This window comes from Halomonas sp. AOP30-A1-24, assembly GCF_052378165.1.
Taxonomy (GTDB): domain Bacteria; phylum Pseudomonadota; class Gammaproteobacteria; order Pseudomonadales; family Halomonadaceae; genus Vreelandella; species Vreelandella citrativorans.
In genome coordinates, this window is the sequence record NZ_JBQSXL010000007.1 from 107,939 (window position 1) to 123,407 (window position 15,469).

General features: G+C 56.2%; 14 protein-coding genes. 9 read left to right on the forward strand and 5 right to left on the reverse strand.

Features of this window, described 5'->3' with window-relative positions; all coding sequences use genetic code 11:
• Positions 1-27 precede the first annotated feature (27 nt).
• Both rpsP and ACT3TJ_RS05885 read right to left on the reverse strand, forming a co-directional pair.
• A complete protein-coding gene (gene rpsP, locus ACT3TJ_RS05880) occupies positions 28-276 on the reverse strand; it encodes a 30S ribosomal protein S16 (protein WP_009724081.1) in 249 nt (82 codons plus the stop codon).
• A 274-nt stretch (positions 277-550) separates the two neighbouring features.
• Positions 551-1,540, reverse strand: a complete 990-nt coding sequence (locus ACT3TJ_RS05885; RefSeq protein ID WP_444621774.1) for a LacI family DNA-binding transcriptional regulator — start codon at positions 1,538-1,540, stop codon at positions 551-553.
• 210 nt (positions 1,541-1,750) lie between these two features.
• Between ACT3TJ_RS05885 and ACT3TJ_RS05890 the strand changes: the two genes are divergently transcribed.
• From ACT3TJ_RS05890 to ACT3TJ_RS05910, 5 genes are all read left to right on the forward strand, one after another.
• A complete protein-coding gene (locus ACT3TJ_RS05890) occupies positions 1,751-2,791 on the forward strand; it encodes an ABC transporter ATP-binding protein (RefSeq protein ID WP_444621773.1) in 1,041 nt (346 codons plus the stop codon).
• Positions 2,788-3,921: an extracellular solute-binding protein gene (locus ACT3TJ_RS05895; protein ID WP_444621772.1), complete on the forward strand. Its 1,134-nt coding sequence runs from the start codon at positions 2,788-2,790 to the stop codon at positions 3,919-3,921. Before ACT3TJ_RS05890 ends, ACT3TJ_RS05895 begins: the two co-directional genes overlap by 4 nt.
• Positions 3,922-4,021: 100 nt before the next feature.
• Positions 4,022-4,903 carry an ABC transporter permease gene (locus tag ACT3TJ_RS05900; protein WP_444621771.1) on the forward strand — a complete coding sequence of 294 codons (882 nt, stop codon included), beginning with the start codon at positions 4,022-4,024 and terminating at the stop codon, positions 4,901-4,903.
• Positions 4,900-5,712, forward strand: a complete 813-nt coding sequence (locus ACT3TJ_RS05905) for an ABC transporter permease (RefSeq protein WP_172118539.1) — start codon at positions 4,900-4,902, stop codon at positions 5,710-5,712. The genes ACT3TJ_RS05900 and ACT3TJ_RS05905 overlap by 4 nt, the downstream gene beginning before the upstream one ends.
• Positions 5,713-5,742: 30 nt before the next feature.
• Positions 5,743-6,510: a metallophosphoesterase gene (locus tag ACT3TJ_RS05910; protein WP_193055177.1), complete on the forward strand. Its 768-nt coding sequence runs from the start codon at positions 5,743-5,745 to the stop codon at positions 6,508-6,510.
• Positions 6,511-6,587: 77 nt separating this feature from the next.
• On the opposite strand, the gene ffh is transcribed toward ACT3TJ_RS05910, so the two are convergent.
• On the reverse strand, positions 6,588-8,015 hold the full coding sequence (gene ffh, locus ACT3TJ_RS05915) for a signal recognition particle protein (RefSeq protein WP_172118541.1): 1,428 nt from the start codon (positions 8,013-8,015) through the stop codon (positions 6,588-6,590).
• Positions 8,016-8,224: 209 nt separating this feature from the next.
• On the opposite strand from ffh, the gene ACT3TJ_RS05920 reads away from it, so the two are divergent.
• Together ACT3TJ_RS05920 and ACT3TJ_RS05925 are read left to right on the forward strand one after the other, a co-directional pair.
• Positions 8,225-9,022 carry a cytochrome C assembly family protein gene (locus ACT3TJ_RS05920; RefSeq protein ID WP_193055176.1) on the forward strand — a complete coding sequence of 266 codons (798 nt, stop codon included), beginning with the start codon at positions 8,225-8,227 and terminating at the stop codon, positions 9,020-9,022.
• An 87-nt stretch (positions 9,023-9,109) separates the two neighbouring features.
• The gene (locus ACT3TJ_RS05925; RefSeq protein ID WP_172118542.1) at positions 9,110-10,390 is read left to right on the forward strand and encodes an HlyC/CorC family transporter; all 1,281 of its coding nucleotides are present in this window, start codon (positions 9,110-9,112) and stop codon (positions 10,388-10,390) included.
• A gap of 88 nt (positions 10,391-10,478) precedes the next feature.
• On the opposite strand, the gene ACT3TJ_RS05930 is transcribed toward ACT3TJ_RS05925, so the two are convergent.
• Together ACT3TJ_RS05930 and ACT3TJ_RS05935 are read right to left on the reverse strand one after the other, a co-directional pair.
• Positions 10,479-11,084 (reverse strand): 1-acyl-sn-glycerol-3-phosphate acyltransferase, encoded by a 606-nt coding sequence (locus ACT3TJ_RS05930; RefSeq protein ID WP_225733772.1) that lies wholly within the window; start codon positions 11,082-11,084, stop codon positions 10,479-10,481.
• 53 nt (positions 11,085-11,137) lie between these two features.
• Positions 11,138-11,752: a TetR/AcrR family transcriptional regulator gene (locus ACT3TJ_RS05935; RefSeq protein WP_172118544.1), complete on the reverse strand. Its 615-nt coding sequence runs from the start codon at positions 11,750-11,752 to the stop codon at positions 11,138-11,140.
• 190 nt (positions 11,753-11,942) lie between these two features.
• On the opposite strand from ACT3TJ_RS05935, the gene ACT3TJ_RS05940 reads away from it, so the two are divergent.
• Positions 11,943-12,629, forward strand: coding sequence for an SOS response-associated peptidase (locus tag ACT3TJ_RS05940; RefSeq protein ID WP_193055173.1), 687 nt, complete (start codon positions 11,943-11,945; stop codon positions 12,627-12,629).
• Positions 12,629-15,469: an insulinase family protein gene (locus ACT3TJ_RS05945; RefSeq protein ID WP_193055172.1), complete on the forward strand. Its 2,841-nt coding sequence runs from the start codon at positions 12,629-12,631 to the stop codon at positions 15,467-15,469. Before ACT3TJ_RS05940 ends, ACT3TJ_RS05945 begins: the two co-directional genes overlap by 1 nt.

Sequence of the window (15,469 nt, forward strand, 5' to 3'; positions counted from 1 at the left end):
GCAGTCCAGACTCTACCGTGAACAGACTTACGCCTGTTTACGCGCTTCTTTAACCAGCTCAGCAACACGACCAGACAGCTGGGCGCCTTGGCTCTGCCAGTGAGTAACACGCTCTAGATCAACGCGCAGACGCTCTTCCTGACCACGGGCAACCGGGTTGAAGAAGCCGATACGCTCGATGAAACGGCCGTCACGGGCGTTACGCGAGTCAGTAACAGTCAGGTGATAAAAGGGACGCTTCTTGGCGCCACCACGTGCCAAACGAATGGTAACCATACGATAACTATCCTTCGGTTGAGGTTACGAGAGTGGAAAATAGCGCAAACCGCCACCAGAACACTCATCATACTGTTTTCTTGATACGCGGCTCACTTGAAGATAAGTGGCTGCTTTGTACCATTTTAGGCCTTCACAACCGGATGTGGCGGCAATGCTTACACATATTTTGCCAACACCCACGCATGAAGAGGCCGCATTCTACGCAAATGCGCCCTGATTGGAAAGCCTGACAGCCAGAAAACTCACAATACGTCAACCACTGCATTAACGGCTAAGCACTGACACGCTCAACAAGCGTCACGCCAACTCTCACGACCTGCGTGGCGCGCGTAGGCGTCTTTACTCTTGCTTCAAGCAGGCGCAGTGCCTCAAGAGCCGTTTCCTGTACCGGGTTACGCACCGTCGTTAAAGGGCAGCGCCCCCAAGCAGCGCCTGGAACATCGTCAAACCCGGTAACCGCTATCTCATCCGGCACCCGCATACCGCGCTGCGCAGCGGCTTCGACAACGCCCAGCGCCATGGCATCGTTGGCGCAGATAATTGCATCCAATGACTGTCCGGCATCCAGCAGCGCCAGCCCTTCATTCAGCCCACTTTGCAGCGAGAAATCTCCCCGGTGCACGGCCATTAACGCCAAGCCGTGGTAGCTCAGCGCCTGCTCGACGCCCAGCCTGCGCTCCTGGTCAGAAAACGTATCCTCAGTGCCGCCCAACCAGGCAATCCGTCGGCGCCCTTGCTGGACCAACCGGTCCACCAGCAAATGCATACCTTTTATATTGTCGCAACACACGGCATCAACCCCACTGCTTTCCAGCACGCGTCCAATCAATACCAGCGGCGCCCCTGAAGCCCGGCAGCGGTCGGCGATCTCGCGACTCACCGAGCCTGCCGCCACAATAGCCCCCTCAACCTGATAGGCCAGCGCATGGTCGATCACCTCGGTGACGTTACCGCCGCGCAACGCTGGCAATAGTAGCGGCTGATAGCCACGGGAGCTGAGCTCAAACACCAAATGCTCAAGTAGCCAAGCCTCATAAGGACGCGATATCTCTCCGGCCACCACCGCGATCAATCCAGTGCTACGCCCCGTCAGCCCCCGAGCGATAAGATTGGGCCGATAACCCAGCGCCTGAGCCACGGCTAAAACGTGTTCGCGCTTTTTTGCCGACACCGACGCTCCGGCTGTAAAAGCGCGTGAGACCATGGCGCGAGATACGCCTGCCGCTTGGGCTACATCATCGGCGGTTACGCGTATCGGCATGCGCCAGCGCCTCGGGTGTTTTTCAACATGATGACCGCTCAATCAACAAGATAATTCCGCCATCCTAGCACCCCTTGGTTGCCTTTTAAGCGTTTTAAAATGTACATCAAAGCGTCATCAACGCCTCGTAAAATCACCTTATTAAAATTTTGCACGCGCGTTCAAAATTACGCTTGTTATCCGTCTTCTACCTTTTATGGAGCACCGAGAATGAGCACCGAGGCATTGACGCTCAATGACGTGACGATTGACCTCAGGCAGAAACGCATTCTGGAAAATATCCATCTTGATGTCGCGCCAGGAAGCTTCACCTGCCTGCTGGGTCCATCCGGCTGCGGAAAAACGACGCTGCTGCGCGCCATTGCTGGCTTCACACCTCTAAGCCGTGGCGACATACGTTTAGGCAAACGGTCTATCACTCATCTGCCGCCTGAAAAACGCCAGACCGCCATGGTGTTTCAGTCCTACGCGCTCTGGCCGCATATGAGTGTGGGGGAAAACCTTGGCTACCCGCTGAAACTGCGCGGCGTCCCTCGCGAGGAGCGCGCCCGAAAAGTTGCCGCCATGCTGGAGCGCATGGAGCTTGGTGGTTTTGAAAGCCGTGCGGTCACGCAACTCTCTGGCGGCCAGCGCCAGCGTATCGCCCTGGGGCGTGCGCTCATTATTGACCCACCTTTATTACTGCTCGATGAGCCACTTTCCAACCTGGATGCCGCGATTCGGCGCAGCCTACGCAGCGAACTACGCCGCCTACAGAAGTCACTGGGTATCACCACTATCATGGTGACCCACGACCAGGAAGAAGCGCTCCAAATGGCCGACCAGATCGTCCTAATGCGCGGAGGCCATGTCGTGCAGGTAGCGCCACCCCAAACGCTTTATCACCAGCCGGCTGACGTGGCCGCCGCACGCTTTTTGGGTGTGGATAACACCGTTGCTCGGCAAGCCTCGGACCCCGCGATGGCCTCTGCTGCCACCACATTTGGCTTTCGTACGCGTGACGCCTTGATCAATGCCCCCCAGCATCCTGCGATGCTGACGCGTAAAGGGCGGGTTACTGACTGCGTTTATACCGGCGATGGCTATCAAATATCGCTTTGTGCCGAACAGGCTGAGCTTTGTGCTACGTCGGCCACTCCTATTGCTCCGGGTACCTTTGCCGTTGTTCAGGTACCGCAATCGGCCCTGATCCCTTTTGGGCCGGACGATCGGCATCTGCCGCCACTTGATCGACAAGAGGATATTGCATGAAACCCTTCGCCCTTACGCTCAGCCTGATCGCCAGCGCCATCACTGCGCCCGCCATGGCCGCCACAACGCTTAACGTGTTTACGGCAGGCGACGACAACATGGTCGAGTACATTAATGAATTTCTCGCTCCTCGCTTTGAAGCCATGCATCCGGATGTCAGCGTCCGCGCCATGGGCACCGGCCCCGGCGATGCGGGTAGCCAAGCTATTTACGAAACCCTAAGCGCTCAGCGTGATAAAGAGACGTGGGGCGTCGACGTTGCAGTCATCCACCAGCGCATGGCCGGGCAGATGGTGGAAGAAGGTTTACTAAGCACCTATACCGACGCGCTTGAAACCGGTGATTTGGTCAGCGCGGACAGCGCGCGTAATGCGCTGGGCGTTGACGTCGAAGGCTATGTTATGCCGATGTTTCAGAGCCAGATTGCCATCGCCTATAACCCGGCCCTTTTAGAACAGCCGCCGGAAAGCTACGCAGCGCTTGCCGACTGGGTTGAGGAGAACCCCGACCAGTTTGGCTATAACGGCATCACCGGCGGCATGGCAGGCGTAGGCTTTGTCTTCGGCTGGATGTACGCCTTTACTGATATGGCCGACACGCTGCAAAACGGCCCTTGGGAAGAGGGCGCGTCTGAGCGCTGGACAACAGCACTTGATCAGTTGCGTACTTTTAACCAGCACGTCACCCTGACACCCGGCAATGCGGGCACCATGGACGCCATGAACCGCGGCGAAATCGCCATGGGTCCGGTGTGGATGGACATGTACTACACCTGGATGGCCGATGGTCGCCTCAACCCCGATTTCCGCCTGCTACTGCTCGAACCCGGCATGCCCGGCCAGCCGATGTACTACGCGATTCCTGAGCGCGCAGAACATGCTGAGCTGGCGGCTGAATTCATTGCTTTGGCAACGAGTCCTGAGGTACAGGCTGAAGGTATTGTCGGCACGTTTAACTGGTTCCCCGGTATTGATGCCGAACACGTTCGCAGTGAACTGAGCGATGAACAGTGGGCGCAGCTCTATGCTGACGTATCGCCAGAGACACTTGCTGAACGTGGCCGCTCCATGCCGCAAGCGGACTACTTCCGTGCCATTCTCGAAGCCTATGAAAGCCACGTCAGCCGCTAAGCGCTGGACGATCAAGCGCTCGATGATGACGCTTTGATGATAAGGCATTGATGATCACTACCAGGGGGCCGTCGCGCCCCCTTCACTGTGGAAAGCGTTTATGACGACTTCGCCCTCTTCAACCTATCTCATGGCGATGCCTGGCAAGCGGTTCCCACGAATAAGCTTGGGTATCTTGCTGGTGCTGCCCGCGCTAACCGCGATTACACTGCTCTATGCGCTGCCCTTGCTACGCTCGCTGGTGACAGCTTTTCGTAGCAGTGATGGCGGCTGGACTACCGACCACCTCGTTCGCGCCTTTTCGCTTTATGGCCGCGACGTGCTTTTTTCTATCGGCGTCGTATCAGCAGCACTTGCGCTCATCGCCGTTATCTCCATTGCGATTTCAGGTTATCTGGTGCTGGGCACCACGCCCTGGGCCGTTCGCTTATTGCGCTGGCTCTACCGCTGGCCGCTGTTTATTCCGTTCGTAGTAAGTGGTCAGATTGCCCGCTCATTTTTATCGACCAACGGCATGATGAACGGCGTACTGATCGAAACAGGCCTAATGATGCCCGAGAGCGCGCAGAGCTTTTTGGATTGGCGAGGATTAGTGCTGACCTTTGCCTGGAAACAGATCCCGTTTGTGACGCTTCTCTTGGCCGGTGCCATGGCCGCGATTGACCGTAGCCATATTGAAGCCGCCCGCAACATGGGCGCGAGCCGCCTGCGCTGCCTTTTCGGTATTATCCTGCCTCAGGCAGCGCCCACCCTCTGGGTTGGGCTGATTCTGTCGCTGGTCGCGATGCTTTCGGTCCTCTCGGTACCGATGATGCTGATTGCCGGTAACCCCACCATGATGACCTCAATGATGGCCCATCGAATCACGTACTACGGTGACTACGGCGTCGCCAATGCGCTGGGGCTGTTCTCCTACGCGTTAACGGCGGTAACCGCATGGATCTATTTGCGTCTGACCCTGCGCCGCGAGGTGACCTCATGAGTATCACCCGCGCACTTTCGCCGATAGGGCTGGGCCTTTTACTGGGCGTGGTTGCCTTTATTGTTTTCGGGCCGCTGTTGAATCTTGCTCTTTGGGCCTTTGCCGAGCAGTGGTTTTACCCGAATCGACTGCCTACTGGCTGGGGCTTTTCCTTTTGGGAGCGCGTGTTCCGCCCACGTGCCGGCGCTTGGACATCGCTTTTCAATACCGTACTGGTTGCCTTTTCCGCCGTTATACTTTCAATGGCGCTGGCCATTCCTGCAGGCTACGCCTTGGCACGTCAGGCGTTACCCGCGCGTAATGTGATTATGCTGTTTTTTTTATTGCCCCAGGCATTTCCCAATCTGCCGATTTTCGTCAATATCGCCGCCATTTTTTATCAGTGGGGGCTCAACGGCACGTTAATTGGCGTAGTGCTGGTGCATTCGCTTCCGGGCCTTGTATATGCCGTTTGGATCGCGACCGCCGCATTCTCTACGGTGGACCGCTCGCTGGAAGAAGCCGCCCGCAACCTGGGCGCCTCTCCGCTGCGTACGTTTGCCGGTATCACCCTGCCCCAGGCGCTACCTGGCCTGCTTGCCGCGTCCATCTTCGTATTCCTCGACAGCATTGATGAGTTCACTGGGACGTTTTTTGTCGGCGCACCGGAAATCACCACGCTGCCACTGTTGATGTTTAACGCCTCCATGGGTGGCAACTATCAGGTGGCGGCCATCACCGCGTTGATTTTGCTGATCCCATCGGTCGGCTTCATGTTGGTCATCGAGCGTTTTCTAAAAGCCGATGTCCTGTCACGCGTGGGCCGTTAACGGCCCGCGTCACGTTATCGAGTTTTGTGCATGCTGATTGCCCATTTATCTGACCTTCATGTGTTTACTACGCAGTCTGAAACCGGCGAGTCACGTTTGGATATCGCCCACGTGGTTGAACGTATCGTGAGCGACCTTGTGTCGCTTAGCCCACCGCCCGATCTTATTGTGATCAGCGGTGACCTGGCCGACGGCGGGACCGAAGACGACTATCGACTGATTCGCCGCTTGCTGGCACCACTGGAAATGCCCATTCTGGCCGTCCCGGGCAACCACGACCGGCGTGAAGCCATGCGCGCAGTGCTGGGCGACCGACTTTCGGGCTTGCAGCCAGGCAAGTTTCTACACTCCAGAGTAGAGGCAGACGGTGTCACGTTACTGGGCCTGGACTCAATTATTGCTGGCAAACCCCAGGGCGCGCTATGTAGCGAACGCCTGGATTGGCTGGAAAACCAGCTTGGGCACACCAAGCCGCTAACGTTTCTGGTGATGCATCACCCGCCCTTTATGACGGGCAACCCTCACTGGGATGACTACAGCCTGATCGAGGGCCGAGAGCGTTTCGAGGCTATTATCAGTGCGTCTCCCAAACGCATTTTATGTGGGCATATTCATCAGCCCTTCCACACCTTGTGGGGACAACACTACAGCGCCATTGCGGGCAGCCCTGCGTTTCAATACAACCTGGTGCCGGGCAGTCAGGCGAAGCCGACACTCAGCGATGTGCCTTACAGCTATCCGCTACATGACTGCCAGCCAGATGGCAGCGTTCTGGTTCACCTGCGCCATATAACCTAAAAGCCAGCACCGAAGGGTGCTGGCTTTTAAAGCGTACGGGCCTTTAATTGGCCCGCTACCAGGTTCCAAGCGTGTGCTTAGCGCCAGGGCAGGCCACCGGGGCCACCCATACCGCCACCGCCCATGCCGCCCATTCCACCTGGGCCGCCAGGGCCTCCGCCGCCGCCCATCATGCCGGACATGCCGCGCATCATTTTCTGCATGCCGCCTTTCTTGCCCGCTTTCTTCATCATCTTCTGCATCTGCTTGTGCTGCTTGAGCAGACGGTTCAGGTCGGGCACCTGCAGGCCAGCACCGGCGGCAATCCTGCGCTTGCGCGAGCCGTTGATGATATCCGGCGCGCGGCGCTCCTTGGGCGTCATGGAGTTGATCAGCGCTTCAAGCTTGCCCAGCTCTTTCTCAGGCCCAGGGCCTTGAGCCATTTCGGCCATTTGCCCCATGCCAGGCAGTTTGCCCAGAAGACCACCCATGCCGCCCATCTTTTTGAGCTGTTGCAATTGGTCGCGGAAGTCTTCCAGATCAAAGCCATCGCCTTTTTTAACCTTGCTGGCTAGCTTGGTAGCTTTGTCTTTATCAACCGTGCGCTCGGCTTCCTCGATCAGCGACAGCATGTCGCCCATGCCGAGGATACGTGATGCCACACGATCCGGGTGGAAGGGCTCCAGAGCGTCAACTTTCTCGCCCACCCCCATAAACTTGATGGGCTTACCAGTAATATGACGTACCGACAGCGCCGCACCGCCACGCGCATCACCATCAGCCTTGGTTAAGATAACCCCGGTCAGCGGCAGCGCATCGTGGAATGCTTTCGCGGTATTAACCGCATCCTGGCCAGTCATCGCATCGACGACGAACAGCGTTTCTTGCGGTGAGATCGCCTTATGCAGCGCCTGGATCTCCGCCATCATGGCTTCATCAATTGCCAAGCGACCCGCGGTATCTACCAGCACCACATCGTGGAACTGGATTTTGGCGTGCTTGATCGCCGCTTCGGCAATATCAACAGGCTTCTGGTCAGAGCGCGACGGGAAGAAGTCGACTTCGACCTCTTTAGCCAGCGTCTCCAACTGGTCGATGGCTGCCGGGCGATAAACGTCGGCCGACACCACCAGGACTTTTTTCTTCTCGCGTTCGCGCAGGTAGCGGGCAAGTTTGGCTACCGACGTGGTTTTACCCGCCCCTTGCAAACCGGCCATCAACACAACGGCTGGCGAGCCTTTGAGGGTTAGGCCTTCGTTGGCCTCGCCCATAATGGCTTCCAGCTCCTGCTGGACGATTTTGACGAACTGCTGACCGGGCGACAGGCTCTTGGACACCTCTTGCCCAACCGCCCGCTCGCGAACGCGTTCGATAAAGGCCTTGACGACCGGCAGCGCTACGTCGGCTTCAAGCAGCGCTTTGCGCACTTCGCGCAGGGTATCTTTGATATTGTCGTCGGTCAGGCGCGCCTGACCTTTGATCGACTTCAACGTCTGGGAAAGACGCTCACTGAGATTCTGAAACATGGGGCCTCTCTGCCTCCGTCGCTGTCGCCGGGCCTACGCCCCTAGACTGATGTACATGGATTATACGCGCTCACGCCTTGAGTCTCCATGACTGTCCGCGCGGGCTAACGATGGCTGTGCGATACTGCTTTGATTGGTTATAGTAGTCGGTACACGTTAACTTAACTGTTTTTTACTGCAACGCGCGAAATGCGCACACGGATAGCATCATGCAGGCGCTGCCTTTCGCCACGATCGCTTTTGTACTCTATGTTGCTGCTGCCACTTGGCAGGGCATGACCCTTTTTCGCCGCGTGCCGCCACGCCAAAGCATGGTGCGCCTGCTGGGTGCCTTGGGCCTATTGCTCCATATCCCGGTGGTCGTCCAACTGATGGGGCAATCCCCAGGCCTTCTGCCTGGGTTTACCACCAGCGCGACGCTTTTCATGGCGGTCGCCGTTAATGTGCTGTTGATAGCGAGCCTTTTCAAGCCAGTGCTTAACGTCGGCATCGTTCTCTTTCCTTTAGCGGGTGTCGCGCTGATTACCGCCACCTGGCTCCCCAGCCACACTAGCCACACGGGCCTGACACCCGGCATTCTACTGCATGCCATTAGCTCCGCGCTGGCGTTTGCCATGCTCGCAATTGCGGCGATACAGGCAATCCTGGTGGGATTACAAAACCAGGCGCTACGCCATCACCATATTCGCGGCATCGTGCAGTCGCTTCCTCCGTTAACCACGATGGAACGCGTCCTGTTTGAGTTGGTCTGGGCAGGCATTTTGCTACTAACGCTCTCGATTGTGAGCGGCTTTATCTTTCTTGATAATATTTTTGCCCAGCATTTATTACATAAAACCGTTCTCTCGTTAGGTGCGTGGGTTATTTTCACAACCCTACTCATTGGCCGCTATCGTTTCGGTTGGCGCGGCATGCGCGCAGTACGGTGGACGCTGGGTGGTTGCACGCTTTTGATACTGGCCTACTTTGGCAGTAAGTTTGTGCTTGAGATACTGCTCAATCGCTAAGCCCATATACACGGCTATGACTGTCTTGACACACCTTCTTCTAGCTTCTACAAACCGTGCTTGATACGGCATAAAGGAATTTTCGACTTGAGCGACGACTTCCCCTTGGGATTACTATTCGGCCTTCTTGGCTTACTAGTACTGCTATCGGCTTTTTTCTCCAGCTCTGAAACCGGCATGATGTCGATTAATCGTTATCGCCTGAGCCATCAAGCCAACAGCGGTGATCGGCGCGCCAAACGGGTCATGCGCCTGCTTACCCGCCCTGACCGCTTGATTGGCGTCATTCTAATCGGCAACAATTTCGTCAATAACCTTGCGGCATCCATTGCGACTATCATCGCTATTCACTTTTTCGGCGAAGTATCAGGCCCGGCGATTTCTACTGCCATTTTAACGATTACTATTTTAATTTTTTCCGAGGTTACCCCCAAAACCTACGCGGCGATTAAACCTGAGCGTATTGCCTACCCCAGCTCTATGGCGCTGGAGCCGCTTTTGAAGCTGCTTTATCCGCTGGTGTGGCTGGTGAATATGATCTCGAACGGCCTACTGCGCCTACTGGGCGTGAAAAGCGTGGAGAATGGCGGCGACAACCTTACCCGCGACGAGCTGCGTACCGTGGTACATGAGGCGGGTACGCTGATTCCCTACCGCCACCGGGCCATGCTGCTGTCGATCCTGGACCTTGAGAATGTCACGGTCAACGACATTATGGTGCCGCGCCATGAAGTGCTGGGGATAGACCTGGACGACTCGTTGGAAGATATTCTGACCCAAATTCGTACCAGCCAGCACACCCGCTTACCGGTTTATAAAGGCGACATCAATAACATCATCGGCATGCTGCACTTGCGCAATGCCGCGCGCTTTTTATCCCGTGACGAAGTCACCAAGGCGGCCATTGTCCAGGAAGCACGCGAACCCTACTTTATTCCTGAGTCCACACCGCTTCATACCCAACTGCTTAACTTTCAAAAGCAGAAGCGGCGTATCGGTATCGTGGTAGATGAGTATGGCGATGTCGAAGGGTTGGTAACGCTTGAAGATATTCTGGAAGAGATCGTTGGCGAGTTCACCACGGACGTATCGGAAGATGAAGAGATTCATCAGCAGGACGACGGCAGCCATGTCATTGAGGGTACGGCTAACATCCGTGAAATCAATAAAATGCTGGGGTGGCACTTACCAACCGATGGCCCCAAGACCCTAAACGGGTTGATTTTAGAGCACCTTGAAGCGTTCCCCGAAGGCCCCGCCAGCCTGCAAATTAACAATATCCGTATGGAAATACTGGAGATCCGCGACAACCTGATCACCTCTGCCCGCTGCTGGCAAAACGTGCGTCTTCCAAGACGCCAACCCTGACAGCACTTGAGACAGATAGCGTTTGAGATGGCTAGCACTTGAAATGGACAGCACTGGGGACGACATGAACAAGTAGCGCTGAAGCGCGTTAGCGCGCGTCAATATCTTTATCGGCGGCCACTTTTAGCGCTCGCACCCGCGTTTCCAAATAGCTACGCAGCGTAACCCCATCCACCTCTTGCACATTAATGGGTGGGCCAAAATGCAGGCTAACCGGCGCCCTAAAGCGGCTTGGCCACTTTTTCAGCGCTTTACCGTTGTAGTGTGATGTCCAGGAACCCCACAAGCCTGCCAGCCCGGCAGGAATCACCGGCACATTATCGCGTGCCAGAATAGTTTCCAGCCCGCGTCTGAAGGTATGGATATCACCGTCTGGCGTTAACCGCCCTTCCGGAAATACCATAACGACTTCCCCACGGCGCAGTGCCTGGCTCACTTCATCCAGCGTACGCCGCAAGGCGCCGGGGCTACGCCGCTCGGACTCAATGGGAATAGCGCCGACAAGCTGAAACCACCACTTGAGCCAGGGCGAATCGAAAATTGGCTGATCCATAACAAAACGCAGTGGCCGAGGGCTGCCGCCCCCCAGGACCAGAGCATCCATAAAGCTTACGTGATTGCACACAACCAGCGCACCGCCACGTTTGGGGAGGTGATAACGCCCATGCACATGCAAGCGATAGCAAAGTCGCATAGCCAGATAAATCAGGCTACGCAGCACTTTGCGGACAGCGTTGATCCACCATCTCACGACGCCGGCTCCCGGCGCCGAAGCCCTGCCAGCACCGTACTGACCAACTGATCCAGCAGTTCATCCACTTTAAGCTGCTGGCCTTGCCAATACCCCAAGCGTTCATTTAAGCCCAGCTGTACAAGCCCATGTACGCTGCCCCATAGCGTGCGCCCCAGACGCCGAGCTTCGAGATCGTCAAGCGTGGGCTGATACTCTTTGAGAGCGGATTCCACCTGGGTAAACAGCGCTTCAATGAGATGGCTTTGACGCTGATCAAGCTCCCCTTCTTGCGCCAAAGGATAATCAAACAGCAGCTTCCAGCGGTAGCAGTCTTGCTCGGCGAAGTGCCAGTACGCATGCGCCAGCGCACGCAGCCAAGGCTCTGGCGCGTCTGCCGATAATGACGTAATGGTCTGCTTCAAGCCCGCCAACGTCTCGACGTTAACGTGCTGCAATAAGTTGTTAAAGCTGCCGTAAAGTTTAAGCAGCGTACTGGGCGCACAGCCAACCTCTCTAGCCAGGGCACGCAGGGATAAATCGTGGACTGACTGTACAGCCAACCAATCATCACAAGCTTTCATGACCTGCGCATGGAGGGCATCGGGCGCATGCTGTCTAGGACGGGCCATGGCGATCTCTTCAGGTCAACGAATAACAAGAAAGAATGCCTCACAGCGCTTTAGCGTGAGCAAGGGGTAATATAGGATACCTTATATCGAACACTGTTTTCGACACTAAAACGCCACATTTAGCGCATTCTTGTGCATCTGTAATCTCTCCCATGACATGATTGAGCCGATTCTGCTTAAGGAGACTGGCATGACCGGACGCCTACATGTACACAACTTACCGCTCAAGCGTCTTCTGCCCTCACTCAAGGCGACATCCGCGCTGGTGGAATCCCCCAATCTGGCACCCCGCCAACCCGTTTCGGCTATTCGTTTAGCCCAAGGTGAATTGCAGCTCGAATCAGTTTTTTGGGGGTTAACCCCCCCGTGGTTAACGGTGCTGGATCACGCTCCACACTGCGCTAGAGCTGAGACACTCAGTTCAAAAGCCATGTTCCATGAAGCGTTTCAGGCTCGTCGCTGCGTTATTCCTGTCAGCGGTTTTTACGTTTGGAAAGCACTGCCGCGACACAAACAGCCTTATCTGGTCACAGAGGTGAGGCGCGCGCCCTTACTGCTCGGTGCGTTATGGTGTCGCTACCATACAACGCTTACCGCGTTTACTGACTCAACAGCACTGATTAGCGTACCGGCCAACGCATGCCTGGCACCGCTTAGCGACCGATTGCCGGCGGTCATTCCCCCTCATGCGTTGACCACATGGCTTGACCCCGACAGCCCTTTGGAAACCGTTAAAACGTTATTAACACCCGCGCCCTTGGAACTATTAGGTGCGTTTCCAGTATCCAAGCATGTCAACAATCCTGCCTATCAATCAGCCGCTTGCGCCCACCCGGTTGGGCCAATGCTGCAATGGACCGTCCCACAGGAGCCGTAATGTTACGACCGAAAAGTAGACTATTTTATTCGCGCGTTGTACTGGCAGCGGTGCTCAGCTCCGTATGGTTTTCTCCCGGCGTGCTGGCCGCTGGTGATGACCCGATAGAAGACATTGTCATCCCGATTGCCAGCCCCTTTGACAGTCGCGACTATCGCGTGCTGACGCTTGAAAATGGTCTACAAGCGCTATTGGTAAGCGATCCTGACGCCGATAAAGCCGCTGCATCCATGAACGTCCGAGTCGGTAGCGCCCAGGATCCAGATGACCTGCAAGGGCTTGCTCATTTCCTTGAACACATGCTGTTCCTGGGTACCGAGGCGTATCCCGCTCCAGACGCCTATCAGCGCTTTATTTCTGACCACGCGGGCTCCCATAACGCCTTTACCGCTCAGCAAGATACCAACTATTTTTTTGATATCGAGCCCTCCGCTCTGCCGGAAGCGCTTGATCGCTTTAGCGAGTTTTTCCTGTCACCGCTGTTTAATGCCGACCATTTAGAGAGCGAGCGCAATATCGTTCATTCTGAGTACATGGCAAGAATTCGCGATGAGTCCCGACGCGAAAACGACGTGCTTAACCAATTGCTCAACCCTGACAATGCCACCACAGGATTTGCCGTTGGCAGCCGCGAGACGTTAGCCAGCCCACCGGCGGGAGAAGCGACGCTACGCGAACGTGTCATCGATTTTTATCACCAACATTACGATGCCAACGTAATGAACCTGGCCGTCGTTGCCCCTCAGTCGCTTGATACACTCGAAGAGTGGGTGGTGGAGCGTTTTGCGGATATTCCTGACAATGGCCTGAGCGTTCCTACGATTGATGCACCGCTGGTAGATACCGATACCCTGCCACGCTACGTTGAGCGTCAGTCACTGCAAGATCGCCGCCAGCTGCGTTTTTACTTCCCCATCCCTGACCCCGAAAATGAGTACCACGCAAAACCCACTCATTTAATGTCGCATTTGCTGGGCGATGAAGGGGATGGCAGCCTTTTGGCGGTACTGCGTAATGCAGGTTTGGCCGACGGCCTGTCCGCAGGTGTTCAGCGCGGTGATGGTCAGGACGCCCTGTTTACGGTTTCCATTAGCCTGACGCCTGCCGGTGCCGAGCGGCTTGATGATATCCAGGCTACGCTATTTGCCGCCATTGATCAGCTGCGTGACGATGGGTTGGCTGACTGGCGCTATACTGAACTGCGCGATTTGAGCGAGCAGGCATTTCGTTTTCAACAGCACGGCGCACCCCAGCAGGAAGCCACTCAGCTCGCCATGAATTTGTCCCGCTACCCGGTTGAGGATGTGCAGTATGCCGCGTATCGCATGGATGCACCGGACACTGAGCGCCAGCAAGCGTATCTGGCTGCGTTAACGCCGGACAACATGCTGCGCTTTTACTCTGCGCCCGAGGTGGAAAGTGACACGGTTTCGCCCTGGTTCTCGACCCAGTGGCGAGAACAACCGCCTGTTCAAGAAGGTCTCGCGCTTGAAGGTTTGGCCCTGCCTGAACCCAACCCCTTTATTGCCAGCGACCTTGCCCTTATTGAAGGCCAGGACGAGCACCCAAGCCTAATGATCGACACGCCATTCTTTAAGGTTTGGCACATGCAGGACTCACGCTTTAATACACCAAGCGTTGAGTGGCGGGTCAGTTTGCAGTATCCCGACGCCAGCTATTCGGCCGAAGAGGTCGTACTGACGCAGTTGCTGGCTGGGTGGCTAAACGACAGCTTGAATGAATCACTTTATCCCGCATGGATGGCCGGTCAGTCGTTTAGCGCCTACCCGCACGCACGTGGGATGACGCTATCATTTTCCGGTTGGCGTGATGGTCAGACACCGCTTATTGAGCAAGCCATTGATCAGCTTAAAACGGCTGAGATTAGCGAAGGCGCCTTTGATCGCGTGCAATATCAGCTGCAGAGAGAGCTGGTTAATGCGCCGCAATCATCGCTTTATGGCCAGGCAAGCCGCACGCTGGGTGAAGCACTGCTGACCCCACGCTGGTCGACAGCCGAACTACTTGACGCCAGTCAGCGCCTTGACCAGCAGCACCTTGAGAACTTCCGTAAGCACTTTTTGGGCGGGCTCTATATCGACGCCATGGCGATTGGCAACCTGGATAAAGCACTCGCCCAGGAACAAGCCGAGCGGGTGCGCAGCAAACTGCGCCCAGGCTTGACGCGAGAAGATATTCCAACGCTTAGCCCGCTGGCCATTGACACGACTTCCAGCGTACTGCACCCGCACAGCACCCGCGACGAGTCCCTGGTGCTGCGTTACTTACAAGGGCGCGACCAGAGCGCTAAAGAACAAGCAACCATTAGTGTGATTGCCCAGTGGCTGGAGACGCCCTTTTATCAACAGCTGCGCACGGAAGAACAGCTGGGCTATATTGTGAACGCGGGTTATTCACCCCTGCTTGAGGCACCTGGCATTGCACTACTCGTTCAATCGCCGGATGTGGACAGCGAAACGGTCGCTGCGCACATGGATGCCTTTTTAGCTGACGCTGGCGAAGCACTTAAGCAACTCGACGATGCTGAACTCGACGCCTATCGCAAAGCGGTCCATGCCAGTCTGAGCGAGCGTGATACCAGCCTTGCGGGCATGGCCAACCGTTACTGGCAGGCCACCGCGCTGGATGAGATCCGCTTTGACCGTCGTGAAGAGCTGGCCAACCTGGCACTTGAGGTTAGCGCTGCGGATATTCAAGCTGCATGGCCAGAGCTACTTGGCCACCAGCTTGATATACGCTTCAACCCGGGTGATGAGCCCAGCGATGTAACGCCTTACCGCGAAGCACTAACGCCGTTTACCCAGCGCAACACTCCGTAA

What these genes read in the sequence shown, in the direction of transcription:
- rpsP (WP_009724081.1), bottom strand. Translation starts at nt 276, where the DNA reads ATGGTTACCATTCGTTTGGCACGTGGTGGCGCCAAGAAGCGTCCCTTT.
- ACT3TJ_RS05885 (WP_444621774.1), bottom strand. Translation starts at nt 1,540, where the DNA reads ATGCCGATACGCGTAACCGCCGATGATGTAGCCCAAGCGGCAGGCGTA.
- ACT3TJ_RS05890 (WP_444621773.1), top strand. Translation starts at nt 1,751, where the DNA reads ATGAGCACCGAGGCATTGACGCTCAATGACGTGACGATTGACCTCAGG.
- ACT3TJ_RS05895 (WP_444621772.1), top strand. Translation starts at nt 2,788, where the DNA reads ATGAAACCCTTCGCCCTTACGCTCAGCCTGATCGCCAGCGCCATCACT.
- ACT3TJ_RS05900 (WP_444621771.1), top strand. Translation starts at nt 4,022, where the DNA reads ATGACGACTTCGCCCTCTTCAACCTATCTCATGGCGATGCCTGGCAAG.
- ACT3TJ_RS05905 (WP_172118539.1), top strand. Translation starts at nt 4,900, where the DNA reads ATGAGTATCACCCGCGCACTTTCGCCGATAGGGCTGGGCCTTTTACTG.
- ACT3TJ_RS05910 (WP_193055177.1), top strand. Translation starts at nt 5,743, where the DNA reads ATGCTGATTGCCCATTTATCTGACCTTCATGTGTTTACTACGCAGTCT.
- ffh (WP_172118541.1), bottom strand. Translation starts at nt 8,015, where the DNA reads ATGTTTCAGAATCTCAGTGAGCGTCTTTCCCAGACGTTGAAGTCGATC.
- ACT3TJ_RS05920 (WP_193055176.1), top strand. Translation starts at nt 8,225, where the DNA reads ATGCAGGCGCTGCCTTTCGCCACGATCGCTTTTGTACTCTATGTTGCT.
- ACT3TJ_RS05930 (WP_225733772.1), bottom strand. Translation starts at nt 11,084, where the DNA reads ATGCGACTTTGCTATCGCTTGCATGTGCATGGGCGTTATCACCTCCCC.
- ACT3TJ_RS05935 (WP_172118544.1), bottom strand. Translation starts at nt 11,752, where the DNA reads ATGGCCCGTCCTAGACAGCATGCGCCCGATGCCCTCCATGCGCAGGTC.
- ACT3TJ_RS05940 (WP_193055173.1), top strand. Translation starts at nt 11,943, where the DNA reads ATGACCGGACGCCTACATGTACACAACTTACCGCTCAAGCGTCTTCTG.
- ACT3TJ_RS05945 (WP_193055172.1), top strand. Translation starts at nt 12,629, where the DNA reads ATGTTACGACCGAAAAGTAGACTATTTTATTCGCGCGTTGTACTGGCA.